General features: G+C 59.8%; 15 protein-coding genes and 1 pseudogene. 5 read left to right on the top strand and 11 right to left on the bottom strand.

Going from position 1 to position 16443, the window contains the following annotated elements:
* The first annotated feature begins 6 nt into the window (after positions 1-6).
* Genes hpf through QFX16_RS04350 form a run of 4 tightly spaced genes read left to right on the top strand, consistent with a single transcriptional unit; the run spans position 7 to position 1943 of the window.
* Positions 7-315, top strand: a complete 309-nt coding sequence (hpf, locus tag QFX16_RS04365; RefSeq protein ID WP_007941242.1) for a ribosome hibernation-promoting factor, HPF/YfiA family — start codon at positions 7-9, stop codon at positions 313-315.
* A 12-nt stretch (positions 316-327) separates the two neighbouring features.
* Positions 328-792: a PTS IIA-like nitrogen regulatory protein PtsN gene (ptsN, locus tag QFX16_RS04360; RefSeq protein ID WP_056742951.1), complete on the top strand. Its 465-nt coding sequence runs from the start codon at positions 328-330 to the stop codon at positions 790-792.
* A gap of 2 nt (positions 793-794) precedes the next feature.
* Positions 795-1652: an RNase adapter RapZ gene (gene rapZ / locus QFX16_RS04355; protein WP_149630552.1), complete on the top strand. Its 858-nt coding sequence runs from the start codon at positions 795-797 to the stop codon at positions 1650-1652.
* A gap of 15 nt (positions 1653-1667) precedes the next feature.
* Positions 1668-1943: an HPr family phosphocarrier protein gene (locus tag QFX16_RS04350; protein ID WP_033058002.1), complete on the top strand. Its 276-nt coding sequence runs from the start codon at positions 1668-1670 to the stop codon at positions 1941-1943.
* Between the two features lie 7 nt (positions 1944-1950).
* Here QFX16_RS04350 and QFX16_RS04345 read toward each other — a convergent pair.
* From QFX16_RS04345 to pmbA, 6 genes and pseudogenes are all read right to left on the bottom strand, one after another.
* Positions 1951-2845, bottom strand: a pseudogene (locus tag QFX16_RS04345) (ZIP family metal transporter).
* A gap of 30 nt (positions 2846-2875) precedes the next feature.
* Positions 2876-3487, bottom strand: coding sequence for a superoxide dismutase (locus tag QFX16_RS04340; RefSeq protein ID WP_283182961.1), 612 nt, complete (start codon positions 3485-3487; stop codon positions 2876-2878).
* A 1-nt stretch (position 3488) separates the two neighbouring features.
* On the bottom strand, positions 3489-3917 hold the full coding sequence (locus tag QFX16_RS04335) for a DUF2753 family protein (RefSeq protein WP_283182960.1): 429 nt from the start codon (positions 3915-3917) through the stop codon (positions 3489-3491).
* Positions 3918-3944: 27 nt separating this feature from the next.
* A complete protein-coding gene (locus QFX16_RS04330) occupies positions 3945-5321 on the bottom strand; it encodes a class II fumarate hydratase (RefSeq protein ID WP_283182959.1) in 1377 nt (458 codons plus the stop codon).
* Positions 5302-5709 (bottom strand): FagA protein, encoded by a 408-nt coding sequence (locus QFX16_RS04325; RefSeq protein ID WP_283182958.1) that lies wholly within the window; start codon positions 5707-5709, stop codon positions 5302-5304. The genes QFX16_RS04330 and QFX16_RS04325 overlap by 20 nt, the downstream gene beginning before the upstream one ends.
* A 135-nt stretch (positions 5710-5844) precedes the next feature.
* Entirely contained in the window at positions 5845-7191 is a 1347-nt protein-coding gene (gene pmbA / locus QFX16_RS04320) for a metalloprotease PmbA (protein WP_283182957.1), read from the bottom strand.
* A 108-nt stretch (positions 7192-7299) separates the two neighbouring features.
* On the opposite strand from pmbA, the gene yjgA reads away from it, so the two are divergent.
* On the top strand, positions 7300-7824 hold the full coding sequence (gene yjgA / locus QFX16_RS04315) for a ribosome biogenesis factor YjgA (protein ID WP_033058015.1): 525 nt from the start codon (positions 7300-7302) through the stop codon (positions 7822-7824).
* Positions 7825-7884: 60 nt separating this feature from the next.
* On the opposite strand, the gene tldD is transcribed toward yjgA, so the two are convergent.
* The 5 genes from tldD to QFX16_RS04290 form a co-directional block, all read right to left on the bottom strand.
* Entirely contained in the window at positions 7885-9327 is a 1443-nt protein-coding gene (gene tldD, locus QFX16_RS04310; RefSeq protein ID WP_008148876.1) for a metalloprotease TldD, read from the bottom strand.
* A gap of 18 nt (positions 9328-9345) precedes the next feature.
* Entirely contained in the window at positions 9346-10194 is an 849-nt protein-coding gene (locus tag QFX16_RS04305) for a carbon-nitrogen hydrolase family protein (protein WP_283182956.1), read from the bottom strand.
* 82 nt (positions 10195-10276) lie between these two features.
* The gene (locus tag QFX16_RS04300) at positions 10277-14080 is read right to left on the bottom strand and encodes a YhdP family protein (protein ID WP_283182955.1); all 3804 of its coding nucleotides are present in this window, start codon (positions 14078-14080) and stop codon (positions 10277-10279) included.
* Between the two features lie 75 nt (positions 14081-14155).
* On the bottom strand, positions 14156-15613 hold the full coding sequence (rng, locus tag QFX16_RS04295; protein WP_033058026.1) for a ribonuclease G: 1458 nt from the start codon (positions 15611-15613) through the stop codon (positions 14156-14158).
* Between the two features lie 57 nt (positions 15614-15670).
* The gene (locus QFX16_RS04290) at positions 15671-16267 is read right to left on the bottom strand and encodes a Maf family protein (RefSeq protein ID WP_283182954.1); all 597 of its coding nucleotides are present in this window, start codon (positions 16265-16267) and stop codon (positions 15671-15673) included.
* Positions 16268-16443: the final 176 nt, after the last annotated feature.

The raw sequence follows: 16443 nt of genomic DNA, 5'->3' as shown, positions 1-16443 counted from the left end.
AGCTGTATGCAAGTCAACATCAGTGGACACCAACTGGAAGTGACCGAACCTCTTCGCACCTACATCGGCGAAAAACTCGAACGATTAGAGAGGCATTTCGACAAGATCACCAACGTGCAAGTCACGATGACGGTCGAAAAGCTCAAGCAGAAAATCGAAGCCACGCTGCATATTCCCGGCAATGAAGTGGTCGCAAACGCGGAGCATACCGATATGTACGCGGCGATCGACGCACTGACCGACAAGCTGGATAAACAACTCAAAAAGCATAAGGAAAAGACCCAAAGCCTCCTCCAGGGCGCGACCGGTCGTTAACACTCCCAACCCATGATCCGACTTGAAAGCATCCTGACCCCCGGCCGTTCCCTCGTGAACGTGCCGGGCGGCAGTAAAAAGAAAGCCCTCGAGCAAATTGCCAACCTTATCCACAAAGAAGTGCCGGATCTGGAGATGCAAGATGTCTTCGAGGCTCTGATTGCCCGTGAAAAACTTGGCTCAACCGGTTTTGGCAACGGCATCGCCATTCCCCACTGCCGCCTGAAGGGCTGCACCTCGCCCATCAGTGCCCTGATGCACCTTGATGCACCCATCGATTTCGACGCCATCGACGGCGCCCCGGTTGACCTGCTGTTCGTTCTGCTGGTCCCGGAAGCCGCTACCGATGCGCACCTGGAGTTACTGCGCCAGATCGCCAGCATGCTCGACCGCAAGGAAGTGCGCGAAAAACTGCGCAGCGCCCCGAGCAATGAAGCCTTGTATCAGGTTGTCCTGGACGAGCAAAACGGTCATTAATCATGCGCTTGATCATCGTCAGTGGCCGCTCCGGCTCAGGTAAAAGTACCGCACTCGATGTTCTCGAGGACAACGGCTACTACTGCATCGACAACCTGCCCGCCGGCCTGCTGCCGGAACTGGCCGAACGCGCGTTGATTCACACCGAGCTGGCGCAACCGCTGGTTGCCGTATCGATCGATGCGCGTAACTTGCCGAGTCACTTGTCGCGGTTTCCCGAACTGCTGGAAGAAGTACGCAGCCGGCATATACAGTGTGATGTGCTTTATCTGGACGCCGACGAAGAAACCTTGCTCAAACGCTTCTCGGAAACCCGCCGTCGCCACCCGCTGAGCAATGCCAATCGCTCGCTGGCCGAGGCCATCAACGATGAGACCGCCCTGCTCGGGCCGATTGCCGACCTCGCCGATCTCAAAGTAAACACCACCAACCTGAACCTGTATCAGCTGCGGGATACCATCAAGCTCCGCCTGCTGAACCAGCCGGAACCCGGTACGGCGTTCCTGGTGGAGTCTTTCGGCTTCAAGCGTGGCATGCCGGTGGACGCTGACCTGGTGTTCGACGTGCGCTGCCTGCCGAACCCTTACTGGAAGCCAGAGTTGCGCGATCAATCCGGGCTCGACCAACCGGTTGCCGAGTACCTGGCGGCACAGCCGGACGTCGAAGAGATGTTCCAGGACATCTCCACCTACTTGTTCAAGTGGCTACCACGCTTTGCCGCCAGCAACCGCGCTTATGTCACCATTGCCATTGGCTGCACCGGCGGCCATCACCGCTCAGTCTACCTGACCGAACGTCTAGGCCAGGCCCTGCAAAAAACCCTGAAGAACGTCCAGGTTCGCCACCGCGACCTCAGCTAAAGGATTCACACCGCGATGCCTGCTCTGGAAATTGAAATCATCAACAAGCTGGGCCTGCATGCCCGCGCTTCTGCAAAATTCGTTGGCGTCGCCGGTGAGTTCAAGGATTGCACGATCAGAGTAGGACGCACGCCGGAATCCACGGTCGACGGAAAAAGCATCATGGCAATGATGATGCTCGCTGCGGGCAAGGGCACCAAAATCCACCTGAGCACCGAAGGTGAACAGGCTGATGAGGCGCTGCAGGCATTGGTGAATTTGATCAATGACTACTTCGGCGAAGGCGAATAACGCTCGCCTAAGCGAGCGCTGTATCCATCACCATCATCAAGCAAAACCCGATCAGCAACCCAAGACTTGCAAGCTTGTCGTGACCATTGCGGCGCGACTCGGGGATGACTTCATGGGTGACCACCAGCAACATTGCCCCGGCCGCCAGTGCCAACCCCAAGGGCAACAACAATTCGGCCAGGCTCACTAGCCAGGCACACAACAACGCGAAGACCGGCTCGACCAACCCTGACGCAGCACCAATCAGGAACGCCTTGACCCGCGACATCCCTGCCCCGGCCAATACCAGCGCGATCACCAGACCTTCCGGCACATCCTGCAAGGCGGATGCCCATGGCCAGACTATCGGCGTCAGGCATGCCACCCCCCGCCGACACTCCGACCGCCATGCCTTCGGGGATATTGTGGGCAATGATCGCAAACACAAACAACCAGATTCGCGTCGGGATGACCGGTCGCTCCAGCGTGCCTACGAGCATTTCCGGCGACGCACCTGACACCTTGCGATCAACCAGGAACAATCCGAACGCACCCAGCATGATGCCGAAACTGATCAGTCCGCTGGCCGCCCAAGGCGTCAGCCCCAGGTTTTCAGCGGCAGAGATCCCCGGAACGATCAACGAAAACGCTGTCGCCGCGAGCATTACCCCGGCCCCGAAGCCGAGCAGCGTATCGCTGACCGTCTGGGGCATCCGTCGAATTACCAGCACGGGCACCGCGCCCAAGGCAGTGCCCAAAGCGCAGATCGCCCCGCCTTGCAGCGCGCGCAGCAGTTTCGGCTCGAGGTCCAGCCACGCTAAGCCTTGGGCAACCAATAACGTCATGCCTGCCAGCAGTAACAGCGATCCGAATGCGTAACGAAACATTCGTCCACTTCCGATCGCCAGTGTTTCAGTGCCCATAGCTAGCCTTGGATTGTTTTTGCAGAAGTCTTAAACCAGTGCAGCCTGATAGCGCGCAGCGACTTCAGGCCAATTGATCACGTTGTAGAACGCGTTGATGTATTCCGGGCGACGGTTCTGGTATTGCAGGTAATAAGCGTGCTCCCAGACATCCAGGCCGAGGATTGGCGTATTGCCGTTCATCAATGGACTGTCCTGATTGCCGCTGCTTTCAACGACCAGCGTCTTTTGCGGCGTCACACTGAGCCACGCCCAGCCGCTGCCGAAACGAGTCAGCGCGGCTTTGGTGAAGGCTTCCTTGAAACTGCTCAGGCCGCCCAGTTGCTCATTGATCGCCTCAGCCAAGGAGCCTTCAGGATTGCCGCCGCCGTTGGGCGCCATCACTTCCCAGAACAGCGAATGGTTGGCATGCCCACCGCCCTGATTGATCACCGCCGCGCGCAGCTTCTCCGGCAGTTGCCGGACAGCTGACACCAGTTTTTCCACCGGCCACTCGGCAAACTCGGTGCCTTCCACCGCAGCGTTGAGGTTGTTGATGTAGGTCTGGTGATGCTTGGTGTAGTGGATTTCCATGGTCTGCGCATCGATGTGCGGTTCCAGGGCATCGTAGGCGTAAGGCAAGGCAGGCAAGGTAAAAGCCATTTCAATGAACTCCATGATGTAGGGGCGCAGGCGAGGCGGCATCGATGTGCAGCAAACGATGGGTGCGCGGGTATTCGCCGTGTTCGCTGATGAAATTCAGCAGCTCGACGTAGGTCTTGCTGCTCTGGCGCAGCGCGGCTTCACGCAAGGCTGGCACCAGTCGTGGGTCCTGCATGGTCTGCAACAACCGCTGATGGATGGCGCACAAGTACTCGGCGCTCTCCTCCGGCTGGTTCAGACGCAAATGCAGGTCCGCCAGGTTGTGGTGGGAAATCACGCAGGCCGCGACCGCCTCGTCGGCATCTGCCCATCGCTCGAACAACACCTGGGCCAGGGCCAATGCCTGCAAGTAGGCCTCGCGGGCATCGACGTATTCGCCCAGCATGAAACAACGATTAGCCCTTTCGATCGTGCGTTTCCAGTGTTCCATGGTGAGCCTCCAAAGCGGTTGCGGTGATTACACGCCGCCTGCGGTGAGTTTCTCCGGGTCCAGCAAGACCTCAAGCTGGCTGCGTGTCAGGTCGGTGTGTTCCAGAGCGACATCGATCACCGGACGGCCCTGTTGATAGGCTTTCTTGGCGATCTCCGCGGCTTTTTGGTAACCAATGATCGGGTTGAGTGCGGTGACCAGGATCGGGTTACGCGACAGCGCTTCCTTGAGCCTGGCTTCGTTGACCTTGAAGCTGGCGATGGCCTTTTCACCCAGCAGATGGCTGGAGTTGGTCAGCAACTCGATGCTGCTCAGCAGGTTCTGGGCGATGATCGGCAGCATCACGTTCAGCTCGAAATTGCCCGACTGACCGGCGATGGTGATAACCGTGTCATTGCCGATGACCTGAGCGGCGACCATGGCGGTCGCTTCCGGGATCACCGGGTTGACCTTGCCAGGCATGATCGAAGAACCCGGCTGCAAGGCTTCGAGCTCGATTTCACCAAGACCGGCCAGCGGGCCGGAGTTCATCCAGCGCAGGTCATTGGCGATTTTCATCAGCGAAACGGCCGTGGCCTTGAGCTGGCCGGAAACACTGACCGCCGTGTCCTGAGAGCCGATCAGCGCAAACAGATCCTCGCCCGGTTTGAATTGCACTTGGGTCAGCTTGCTCAGTTGCGCACTGAAACGCGCCGCGAATTGAGGATGAGCGTTGATTCCGGTACCCACTGCCGTGCCGCCCTGAGCCAGGGATTGCAGGCTCGGCAGCAGATCCTGCAGATGGCCAATGTTGGCCTTGAGCTGCTGCGCCCAACCGTTGAGCACCTGGCTCATGCGCACCGGCATCGCGTCCATCAAGTGAGTGCGGCCGGTTTTGACGTGGTGATGAACCTCTTCGGCCTTGCGCTCGATCACCTGAACCAGACGCACCAGCGCCGGCAACAATTGGTCGTGCAACGCCAACGCAGCACTGACGTGGATGGTGGTCGGGATGATGTCGTTGCTGCTTTGGCCGCAATTGACGTGATCATTGGGGTTCACCGGTTCGCCGAGCAGACGGCTGGCCAGGGTGGCGATCACTTCGTTGGCGTTCATGTTCGAACTGGTGCCGGAACCGGTCTGGAAGATATCCACCGGAAAATGCTGCATGAAGTCGCTTTGGAGCAGGCCCAGCGCCGCATCGACGATGGCTGTGCCCTGGGATTCGCTGATTTGTTCGAGCTCGACGTTGGCTCGGGCAGCGGCAGCCTTGGCCAGGATCAGCGCGCGGATGAACTGCACGGGCATCGGCTTGCCGCTGATGGGAAAGTTATCCACTGCACGTTGAGTCTGTGCGCCGTAGAGGGCGTCCACCGGGACTTGAAGCTCACCCATGCTGTCGCGCTCAATACGTGTCTTGGTCATCTGTAAATCCTTGCACCAGTTCTATGAGAGGAATCGAGGGCTGCAACTCGCAGGTCGCCAGTTGCCAGGTGTAGCTCTGCCAGCGCTTGAGGCGGCACTTGCACAGAGAGAGGCGTTCCAGATCGCGCAATGGCCGCCAGGCCTGGTCCAGACAAAAGGTGCGCCAGTGCCAGGGCAGCGCAACATCAGCGGCGGTGTCGAGTAACAGGCGGAAAGAAGTTTCGGCGATTGTCCAGGGAGACGTTGCCGTGCAGCAGGCGAGGTACCGGCCTTCGGCCAGGTAATGTTCGATCAGGCGAGGCTCGTCAGGGTCCATCGCGCAACGGATCTGGCGACTCATCCAGCGCCAGCTTTCGAGGTAAGGCTGCTCGTGCAAGGCAGAACTCATGATCCGGGCCCATTCGGTAATGAGATTTATTATTAGATGATAATGAGAACCAAAACAACCCCGAGAAAACCAACGCACAAAAAAGGCGCGCCACCCAACGATGGGTGGCGCGCCTTTTTGTGTAACGGTTAAGCGTTAGCTACCCGCCACCGTCATACGTTCTATCAGCACCGAACCTGTACGAATGTTGCTGCGCAGTTCCAGGTCATTACCGACGGCAACGATCTGTTTGAACATGTCACGCATGTTGCCGGCGATGGTCACTTCCTGAACCGCAAACTGGATTTCACCATTCTCGACCCAGTAACCCGCCGCGCCACGGGAGTAATCGCCAGTGACCATGTTCAGGCCCTGGCCCATCAATTCAGTCACCAGCAGCCCGCGACCCATGCGGCGCAGCAAGGCCGCCTGGTCTTCGTCACCATGGGTGACGAACAGGTTGTGCACACCGCCGGCATTGGCGGTGCTCGGCATCCCGAGCTTACGGCCCGAGTACGTGCCGAGAATGTATGACACCAACTCGCCTTTTTCGACGAATGGTTTGGCGTAAGTGGCCAAACCATCGCCATCGAACGCCGAACTGCCCATCGCGCGCATCAGGTGCGGACGCTCATCGATGGTCAGCCATTCCGGGAACAGTTTCTGCCCCAGCGTGCCTTCAAGGAACGACGATTTGCGATACAGACTGCCGCCAGAAATCGCCGAGAGGAAACTGCCGAACAAACCGCCAGCCAGTTCTGCGGAAAACAGCACCGGCACTTCGCAGGTCGGCACCGGACGTGCACCCAGACGGCTCGCCGCCCGTTGCGCGGCACGCTGGCCGATGCTCACCGGGTCGGCCAGCAATTCGCCCTGACGGTTCACGTCGTACCAGTAATCGCGCTGCATCTGGCCGTCGGCCTCGGCGATCATGACGCAGCTCAGGCTGTGACGGGTCGACGCGTAACCGCCGATAAAACCGTGGCTGTTGCCGTAGACACGGCAGCCCTGATGGGTGCTGAGGGTGGTGCCATCGGCGTTCTTGATCCGGCTGTCGGTGGCAAACGCCGCCGCTTCACAGGCCAGGGCCTGCTCGATGGCTTGCTCCGGGGTGATATCCCATTGGTGGAACAGGTCAAAATCCTGCAGATCCTTGGCCATCAGCGCGGCGTCTGCCAGGCCCGAAGCTTCGTCTTCCGACGTGTGCTTGGCGATGGCCAGTGCGGCGGCGACGGTTTCGCGAATCGCCTCCGGACCGCTGGCGGACGTGCTGGCCGAGCCCTTGCGCTGGCCAGCGTACAGGGTGATGCCAAAACCCTGATCGCGGTGGAATTCGACGGTTTCGACTTCACGCTGACGCACCGTGGTGGACAGGCCCTGCTCCAGGGACACCGCCACTTCACAGGCGCTGGCACCTTGGCGCTTGGCTTCAGCGATGATCTGCTCGACTTGTTCTTGCAGTGCCGGCAACGCTTGTGGGCCGACGCTTTCAACTGCACTCATGCTGTTCTCCACTCAAATTCTGCTTTCGGCTAGGGCCTTCGAGCGACCGGGCCGGACAAGCGGCCCCCGACTGGTTATCATGGCGGCGTTTCTTTGCGGACGGCCACCATGGTTGATTCTTACGACGACTCCCTCGATACGGGAGAAAAAAGCAAATCCCAGGTTAAACGCGAGCTTCATGCTCTGGTTGACCTTGGCGAGCGCCTTACAACACTCAAGCCTGACTTGCTGGCAAAACTGCCGTTGACCGACGCCATGCGCCGGGCACTGGCTGATGCGCCCAAGCACACCGCGAATATCGCGCGTAAACGGCACCTTATGTTCATCGGCAAACTGATGCGCGATCAGGACACTGACGCCATTCTGACTCTGCTCGATCAACTCGATGCCTCCACTCGGCAGTACAACGAACGTTTCCATGGCCTGGAACGCTGGCGCGATCGCTTGATCGCGGGCGACGATGCAGTCCTGGAGAAGTTCGTGGTCGACTACCCGGAGGCTGATCGTCAGCAATTGCGCTCCCTGATCCGTCAGGCCCAGCACGAACTGGCGACCAACAAGCCACCGGCATCGAGCCGTAAAATCTTCAAGTACATCCGTGAGCTGGACGAGACTCAACGCGGTCTGCGTTAAGTCCCTTCTCGGGTGAGCCGCTACGCGGTTCACCCAAAGCTTCACTTTTTCAAGAGCCCCTCAAGATCCTGTGCCACCCACAGTGATCGCATCGATTTTCAGCGTTGGCTGGCCGACACCCACCGGCACCGACTGCCCATCCTTGCCACACGTCCCCACGCCGCTGTCCAGCGCCAGATCGTTACCGACCATCGACACCTTGCTCATGGCTTCCGGCCCGTTGCCGATCAACGTCGCGCCTTTGACCGGGGCAGTGATTTTGCCGTCTTCGATCAGGTACGCCTCGCTGGTGGAGAACACGAATTTGCCGCTGGTGATGTCCACCTGACCGCCGCCGAGGTTGGCGCAGTAGATGCCGCGTTTCACCGAGGCGATGATTTCTGCAGGGTCGCTTTCGCCCGCCAGCATGTAGGTGTTGGTCATGCGCGGCATCGGCAGGTGCGCATAGGATTCGCGACGACCGTTACCGGTACGGGCCACGCCCATCAGACGGGCGTTGAGTTTGTCCTGCATGTAGCCTTTGAGTACGCCGTTTTCGATCAGTGTCGTGCACTCGGTCGGGGTGCCTTCATCATCGACACTCAGGGAACCGCGACGACCGGCCAGCGTGCCGTCATCGACGATGGTGCAAAGCTTGGACGCAACCATCTCGCCCATGCGCCCGCTGTAGGCGGAACTGCCCTTGCGGTTGAAGTCGCCTTCCAGACCGTGGCCGACCGCTTCGTGCAGCAACACGCCGGACCAGCCCGAACCCAGCACCACCGGCAACGTACCGGCCGGCGCAGGAATGGCTTCCAGATTCACCAACGCCTGACGCAGCGCTTCACGGGCGTAGCTCATGGCGCGGTCATCGCTGAGGAAATAACGGTAATCGGTACGACCGCCACCGCCATGACCGCCGCGCTCTCGACGACCGTTCTGCTCGACGATCACGCTGACGTTAAAACGTACCAACGGCCGTACATCGGCGGCCAGGCCGCCATCAGTGGAAGCCACGAGGATTCGTTCCCAGACGCCAGCCATGCTCACGGTGACTTGCTGGATACGCGGGTCGAGGGCGCGAGTCGCGACGTCGATACGCTTGAGCAGTTCGACCTTCTCGGCACGGGTCATCACTTCGAGTGGGTTGTCCGGCCCGTACAACTGGGCGACATCCTGAGTCGTGAAGGCTTGCACCGTGCCGTTCTGACCGGCGCGGGAGATCGAACGTGCAGCACGGGCCGCAGCGCCGAGGGCTTCGAGGGTAATGGCATTGCTGTAGGCAAAACCGGTTTTCTCACCCGATTGCGCTCGCACGCCGACACCTTGGTCGAGGTTGAAGCTGCCTTCCTTGACGATCCCGTCTTCCAGCGCCCAGGACTCGGAAATCTGCCCCTGGAAATACAGGTCGGCGGCATCGATGCCCGGGCCGGCCAGATCGCCGAGTACACCTTGCAGGCTCTCGATTGTTACGCCGCCGGGCGCCAGGAGGTGTTCACTGACTGAGGACAACAACTCGCTCATATGCTTTACGCCTTAAATTCATCGTTCTGAGGCAGGTCGCCGGGCGCCCTGCGAGAAAAAGCGCCGGTGACTGGACACCGGCATCCGCGCCCTGATGGACGCCTGTTCGCTGCTATCGCGTTCGGCCAGCAGCACGGCCTCGCCTTGATCCTGTTGCGCCAGCACACGCCCCCACGGGTCGATTATTGCGGCATGGCCAAAGGTTTCCCGCGGCCCCGGATGCGTCCCACCCTGGGCAGCCGCGAGCACATAACATTGAGTTTCGATGGCCCGCGCGCGTATCAACACGTCCCAATGCGCCGCGCCGGTCACCGCGGTAAAGGCTGACGGGGCAGAAATCAACTCTGCACCGGCAGCGCGTAATTCGCTGTACAGCTCCGGGAAGCGCAGGTCGTAACACACTGTCAGCCCGACTCGGCCAACGGGCGTATCCGCCACGACTACCCCACTGCCATAAGCATAGTCATCGGATTCGCGATAACGCCCGCGATTGTCCGCCACATCGACGTCGAAAAGGTGCAACTTGTCATACCGTGCAACGGTTTCGCCGCGGTCATCCACCATCAGCGAGCAGGCATGCACTTTGGCCGTCGGTTGATCCACCGGCGGCAACGGCAATGTGCCGGCCACTATCCATAACTTGAGGTCGCGGGCGGTCTGTTTCAACCATGGCAGGATCGGTCCTTCACCCAACGCCTCGGCGCGGCCGATGTCGGCAATGTCGCGACGGCCCATGGCGGCGAAGTTTTCCGGCAGCACGGCAAGCTGCGCACCACTGGTCGCCGCTTGCTCGAGCAGCCGACGGGCCTGGGCCAGATTGGCCTGCACATCGCTCTGACTGACCATTTGAATCACCGCTACAGACATGGCGCGCTCCTTCATCGCTTTTTATAAGGGCAGGCCGCCATGCTACTCCATAGGCTTGGGAAGTGCGTTTTCAAAAAGTTTGTCAAAAAGGCTTGTCAAAGGTGATTTTCGGCTCTTTCCACGGACCCTTGACGGTGTATTTGACGCTCGCGAAACGCGCTACGCGGTCACCGATCAGCTTGTCGATCAGGAACAGCGCGCCGCCGATAGCCGGTGCACCGACGATCAGCGCGGCAATCGGCAGGTTGTTGGTCACAGGCAACGTCACCAGCAACTTGGCATCGACCTTATCGCTCACCAGGTCCAGCGTCCCGTTGAGTTCGATGTTACTCGACGGACCGGTCAGCCGAATCGGCTCACGCGTCACGTATACGCCGTTGGTCGCGACCAGCAGGCCTTTGACCCGGTCGTAACTCAAGCCTTTGCCGAACAGATCGGAGAAGTCCAGACGCAGCCGGCGGCCGATGGAGTTGAAGTTCAGCAAGCCAAACACTCGCAATGCCTGGGCGCTGCCCTCAACTTCAACAAACTGGCCTTTACTCAGCGAAGCATCGAGGGTTCCAGAGAAGCGCTTGGTGGCCAGCCAGGCCGGCGAACCGGGCCAGCGACCATCGACATCCATATGAAAATCTTCACTGGTGACACTCGGCGCAAAGCCCCAACCCTTCAGTACATCGGCGAGATTCTTGCCGCTGATACGGCCCTTGTACCAACTGCTGCTGGAACCGGGCACGCCTTCCCAACCGCCGCTGCCCTGCAGGAGAATGCCTTTGAGGCCCAGATCCAGCGTATTAAGCGCAATGCCCTTGGCGATCGGACGGACTTTCAGATACCAGGCCCCGACGAGGTCCTTGCCCTGGAACAGCTGATTGATGGTGATATCCAGTGCCGGGATCTTCGTCGGATCCACCGAGGCCAGCGGATCTGGCGAGTTTTCGTCGGCCAGGACCGTCGGGGCTGGCGCCGGCAAACGCACGTATTGCAGATTGATCGCAATCGGCGCGGCTTTCGCATCGGGGATGCTGGCGCTGCCCTTGACCTGCTGGCTGTCGAGTTGCAAGGCCCACGCAGCAGGTTTGCGATTCAACTGTACGGAAGCCTGATCGAGCGTAGTGCCGACACCGCTGAGCTTGCCAATCTTGAAATCCGCACTGCTGAGCAACTGTTTGGCGTTGCCGCCCGGATCCTGGCCGGCGTACTTGTCTACCAGGTCCTTCCAGGGGCGGACATCCAGTTCCGACAAGACACCGCGCACCCGCAGGCCTTTGGCGCCGGGTAGCACGGCATTACCGCCACCCAGGAACAACTCGCCACGACCGTCGGCAAAATTGCCGGGCGGTGCCGCAAACGTGAAGTTAGCCAGCTCACCGTAATTGACCCAGTAGCGCCGCTCCGCCCCTTGCAGGGTCATGCGGAACGTGGTGTCGCGGCCGACGTCGGGCGCCATGCCGAACGGCGCCGGCAAATCGATTGCTACGCCCTTGAGGTTGGAGCTGACCATCAATTGACTGTCGGGCCCATCAAGGTTCAGTTGCAGCTGATAAGGGATCACACCGGACACTGGCAACGGCTGAGTAACACTCAGCCAGTCAGTCAGTTTCTTGACCTCGACCTGGCCCGAGGCGGCGACGCGAGTCTTGAGGTTGCCGGGGCTGCCATCGGCGAAAATCTGTGCAGTAACCGGTTTATCGAAGGCGCGCGCGGTGATGTTTTGCCCGCTCAAACCCTTGGCGCTATCGAAACGGAAATCGCCCTTGAGCTGAGTCAGTTCCAGGGTTGGCTCGGCCAGTTTCAGACGGGCCTTGGCGGTCTTGAAGTCGACGAGGATCTTCGGCTGCTCGCCTTTGACCAATGGAATGTCCAGTTTCAGTTTGCCCCGCAGATCGCCCTCGCCTTCCCAACCGGCAAAGGTGGCTGCGGTGCCGATCGGCGCTTCCTGGAGAATCTTCAGGCCATCGCCCAGCCCGCCGGCGAATCCACCGTCGAGGAACAGATGGACGTTTTGCCCCGCTGGCGCATGGGGAATATTGACGTAAATGTCGCTGACCTGGGTATTGAGCAACTGCCCCTTGCTGGCCAGAATCCGCACACCGCTGTCTTCAACAAACACGTCACCCGTGACTTTGCTGACATGTGGCCAGCCTGGCTGGAAGGCCAGTTCGGCGTCGTGAACCTTGAAGAACAGGCTGATGCTGCGGGCAGTCTCGGCGGCCCCGTGGTTCAGCGAACCCTGGTACTGGAAGAAGCCTTCGTCCACCGCACCTTTGAGAATCGCCGTACGCAGCCATTCGTCCAGCCCCGGGCTGAGCATTGTCGGCAAGTACTTGGCGGTGTAACGACCGTCGCCGTCCACCAGACCGACCCGCAGGTCCATGTAGTCTTCCTGGGTGTGGTCGAAATGCAGGCGGATCAGAAAATCGCCGGCAATTTTGCCCTCCTCGCCCAGCACCTTCAGGTATGGCGCGATCAAGGTGAAGGCTTCTTTATCGAGTTTCCAGGTCAGGCGGGCATTGGCCTGAATGTACTGCCATGGTTTGGCGAAGATCGGGTCCAGGTGCAGGGAAAAATCCTTGCTGTCCATGCGCAGCTCGCCACCGCCCAGATCACCGCTGATGCTGCCACTGACATTTCGCGCCGCTGGAGCGCCGTGATAGGCATCGAAGCCGACCCGATCCAGGTTGGCGGCAAAGCTGAACTTGCTGTCGTCGGTAGCATTGGGCCGGAAGTCGATCAGCACGTTGCGCAGGCCACCCGTCACTTTGAGTCGCTCGACGGCGGTGGCAATGCCTTCGGGCAGCGGCCCCAAGGCATTCAGTATCGGGGTGATCGGGGTGAGATCGAGGCGGTCGGCTTGCAGATGCCAAAGCTCTTCAGTCTTGTCGGTCGCCGCGTTTTGTTTGAGTTGCAGATGCGATTCCCAGCGGGTCTCGCCGAGGTTCATGGCCAGCGAATCCAGGGTGATCAGGGCGCCTTCGGAACTGCGCTGGAAATAGCCGTTGAGCGCCAGATTGTTGATCTGGATCGGCTTGCGCTCGGCGTACGCGCCCTTGAGTTGCGGCGCGTTCAAGCGAATCGCAGCACTTTGCAGGGCACCCTTGTTCCAGTTCACCCAAAGCTCGCCGCCGGCCTTGAACTCGGAAAAATTCCATTGTTGGGTCAGGCGCTCAGGCAACCATTTCGACCAGTCGCTTTGCGGCAGGCTCAAATAAGCTTCGGCCTCGCCGTCTTTCCATTCGCTGGCGCGCAGACGGGTTCGCAAACTGATGGCCACCGGTTGTCCGTCGGGCAGGGTCAAACGGGCGTCGAGTCGCTGGCGGGAGACGCCGGTTTTCAGATTCAGCCCGACGTAAGTCAGGGTCAGCGGCTGCTCTTGCAGTGGCTGCAAAGTGACTTGGCTATCGAGTACCGACAGTTGCTGAACCACCTGCATGCGATTGAGCAATTGCGCAGGATCCAGCGGCTGATCCTGCTGCACCGGCAAACCTTCCAGCGCCCAATGGCCGTCCTCACTTTCCTTGAGGCTGATCTTCAGGCCGCTGAGTTCCAAGTGAGCGATGCGCACTTCGCGAGCCATCAGACTGGCCCAAAGATCCGGCACCGCACGCACCTGATCCAGACGCAGGGCATTGGCGCCCTCGCCGACCATCACGTCGTGAGCCAGCATGATCGGCGCAAAGCCGCTCCAGTTGCCTTCCAATTCGCCGATATTCAGCGGAATACCCAAGACAGCGCTGGCTTTGGCCTCGACTTCGGCACGGTACTCGGCCATCAGCGGGGTCAGCTCTCGGCCGAGGCTGACGTATAGCGCCAACAACACCAACACCAACGCACACAGCCCCAGACCCCAGCGGGTCAGTGCGGCCAAAATGCGTGTCAGACGTTCCATGTCAGTTGGCTCCCATGGCAAAAATGCTGCAAAAAGCTGAGGCCAGCCGTTCTAACAGGGTTGAAATACAGCGATTCAGAGCAGCACCACGTCGTATTGTTCCTGGGAATACATAGTTTCCACCTGGAACCGGATGGTGCGTCCGATAAAACCTTCGAGCTCGGCGACATTGCCCGATTCTTCATCGAGCAAACGGTCGACCACTTTCTGGTTTGCCAATACACGATAGCCTTCCGCCTGATAGGCGCGAGCTTCTCGGAGGATTTCGCGGAAAATCTCGTAGCAAACGGTTTCCGGCGTCTTGAGCTTGCCGCGGCCCTGACAGCTGCTGCACGGCTCGCACAGCACTTGCTCAAGACTTTCGCGAGTGCGCTTGCGGGTCATCTGCACCAGGCCCAACTCGGTGATGCCGATGATGTTGGTCTTGGCGTGATCGCGCTCCAGTTGCTTCTCGAGGGTGCGCAGTACCTGACGCTGGTGCTCTTCATCTTCCATGTCGATGAAGTCAATGATGATGATCCCGCCCAGGTTGCGCAGGCGCAGCTGACGAGCGATCGCGGTCGCGGCTTCGAGGTTGGTCTTGAAGATGGTTTCTTCGAGGTTGCGATGACCGACGAACGCCCCGGTGTTGACGTCGATTGTACTCATGGCTTCCGCCGGATCGACCACCAGATAACCGCCGGACTTCAGCGGGACTTTGCGCTCCAGGGCTTTCTGGATTTCGTCTTCGACGCCGTACAGGTCGAAGATCGGCCGTTCGCCAGGGTAATGCTCAAGACGATCGGCGATTTCCGGCATCAGTTCGGCGACGAACTGCGTGGTTTTCTGGAAGGTTTCCCGGGAGTCGATCCTGATCTTCTCGATCTTCGGACTCACCAGGTCACGCAAGGTGCGCAGCGCCAGGCCGAGGTCTTCGTAGATCACACTCGGCGCGCTGATGGTTTTGATCTGCTCGTTGATCTGATCCCAGAGACGACGCAGGTAGCGGATGTCCATGAGGATTTCATCGGCACCGGCACCTTCGGCAGCGGTACGCAGGATGAAGCCACCGGCCTCTTGGATGCCTTCTTTGGCCACGCAATCAGTGACCACTTGTTTGAGACGTTCGCGCTCGGCTTCGTCTTCGATCTTCAACGAAATGCCAACGTGCGCGGTGCGCGGCATGTACACCAGATAACGCGATGGAATCGACAACTGAGTCGTCAGGCGTGCGCCTTTTGAGCCGATCGGGTCCTTGGTGACTTGCACTACCAGGCTCTGACCCTCGTGAACCAGAGCGCTGATGCTTTCGACCGCAGGGCCTTCGCGCAGGGAGATTTCCGAGGCGTGAATGAACGCGGCGCGGTCCAGTCCGATGTCGACGAATGCCGCCTGCATGCCCGGCAATACCCGGACAACTTTGCCTTTATAGATGTTGCCGACGATCCCGCGCTTTTGCGTGCGCTCGACATGGACCTCTTGCAGAACACCGTTTTCAACCACCGCCACGCGCGATTCCATCGGCGTGATGTTGATCAGGATCTCTTCACTCATGGCAGGGTCTCGTTCAGGCATGTTCACGATAATGGCCGCATCTTGTCAGTACGACGCTCAACGCGCGTTAAGGGTTTGCCAACAGGGTATGCCGAAATGGCCCAGCAGCTCAGCGGTTTCGCACAGCGGTAACCCGACCACCGCCGAGTAACTGCCATTGAGCCCGGCGACAAACACCGCGCCGAGCCCTTGAATGCCGTAGCCGCCGGCCTTGTCCTGCGGCTCGCCGCTGGCCCAGTAAGCCACCGCTTCATCACGACTGATGTTGCGAAAGCGCACCAGACTGCGCACCACCCGAGACTCGCAACGCTCACCCTCTCGCACCGCAATCGCCGTCAGGACTTCATGTTCGCACCCGGACAACATCATAAGCATGGCGCACGCCTCGGCTTCATCAACCGGCTTACCGAGAATTTTTCCGTCCAGCACCACGGCGGTGTCGGCGCCCAGCACGCAAAAATCTGCGTCGGACACGACAGTCCCGCGCCCGGCCTCGGCTTTGCCGCGCGCCAGGCGCTCGACATAGGCCGACGGGGATTCATTTTCTAACGGGGTTTCATCGATGTCCGCACTGATGGCGGAGAACGGCACGCCGATCTGCGTGAGCAGTTCACGCCGACGCGGCGAGCCTGAGGCGAGGTACAGCTGTTTCATCAAGACATCTCCCTGTTTAGTGCCCTGCCTCACAAATACTGTTCCTTTTTGGCGGCGCCTGTTGTTGCCATACTGCGTTGCCGCTCCTCGCCATAGCGAGCTATGACTCGTCGCGGCGCCTTGTCTGGCAACAACAGCCACTCGCCAAAAAGGAACGTATTTGCGAGGCAGGGCAC

Source organism: Pseudomonas svalbardensis (assembly GCF_030053115.1).
In the GTDB taxonomy this organism is placed as follows: Bacteria; Pseudomonadota; Gammaproteobacteria; order Pseudomonadales; family Pseudomonadaceae; genus Aquipseudomonas; species Aquipseudomonas svalbardensis.
The sequence above is the reverse complement of the archived record's forward strand: the minus strand, read 5'-3'. Positions and strand labels throughout refer to the sequence as shown.

Coding starts and splice junctions, on each gene's coding strand:
- hpf (WP_007941242.1), top strand. CDS start 7: ATGCAAGTCAACATCAGTGGACACCAACTGGAAGTGACCGAACCTCTT.
- ptsN (WP_056742951.1), top strand. CDS start 328: ATGATCCGACTTGAAAGCATCCTGACCCCCGGCCGTTCCCTCGTGAAC.
- rapZ (WP_149630552.1), top strand. CDS start 795: ATGCGCTTGATCATCGTCAGTGGCCGCTCCGGCTCAGGTAAAAGTACC.
- QFX16_RS04350 (WP_033058002.1), top strand. CDS start 1,668: ATGCCTGCTCTGGAAATTGAAATCATCAACAAGCTGGGCCTGCATGCC.
- QFX16_RS04340 (WP_283182961.1), bottom strand. CDS start 3,487: ATGGCTTTTACCTTGCCTGCCTTGCCTTACGCCTACGATGCCCTGGAA.
- QFX16_RS04335 (WP_283182960.1), bottom strand. CDS start 3,917: ATGGAACACTGGAAACGCACGATCGAAAGGGCTAATCGTTGTTTCATG.
- QFX16_RS04330 (WP_283182959.1), bottom strand. CDS start 5,321: ATGACCAAGACACGTATTGAGCGCGACAGCATGGGTGAGCTTCAAGTC.
- QFX16_RS04325 (WP_283182958.1), bottom strand. CDS start 5,709: ATGAGTTCTGCCTTGCACGAGCAGCCTTACCTCGAAAGCTGGCGCTGG.
- pmbA (WP_283182957.1), bottom strand. CDS start 7,191: ATGAGTGCAGTTGAAAGCGTCGGCCCACAAGCGTTGCCGGCACTGCAA.
- yjgA (WP_033058015.1), top strand. CDS start 7,300: ATGGTTGATTCTTACGACGACTCCCTCGATACGGGAGAAAAAAGCAAA.
- tldD (WP_008148876.1), bottom strand. CDS start 9,327: ATGAGCGAGTTGTTGTCCTCAGTCAGTGAACACCTCCTGGCGCCCGGC.
- QFX16_RS04305 (WP_283182956.1), bottom strand. CDS start 10,194: ATGTCTGTAGCGGTGATTCAAATGGTCAGTCAGAGCGATGTGCAGGCC.
- QFX16_RS04300 (WP_283182955.1), bottom strand. CDS start 14,080: ATGGAACGTCTGACACGCATTTTGGCCGCACTGACCCGCTGGGGTCTG.
- rng (WP_033058026.1), bottom strand. CDS start 15,613: ATGAGTGAAGAGATCCTGATCAACATCACGCCGATGGAATCGCGCGTG.
- QFX16_RS04290 (WP_283182954.1), bottom strand. CDS start 16,267: ATGAAACAGCTGTACCTCGCCTCAGGCTCGCCGCGTCGGCGTGAACTG.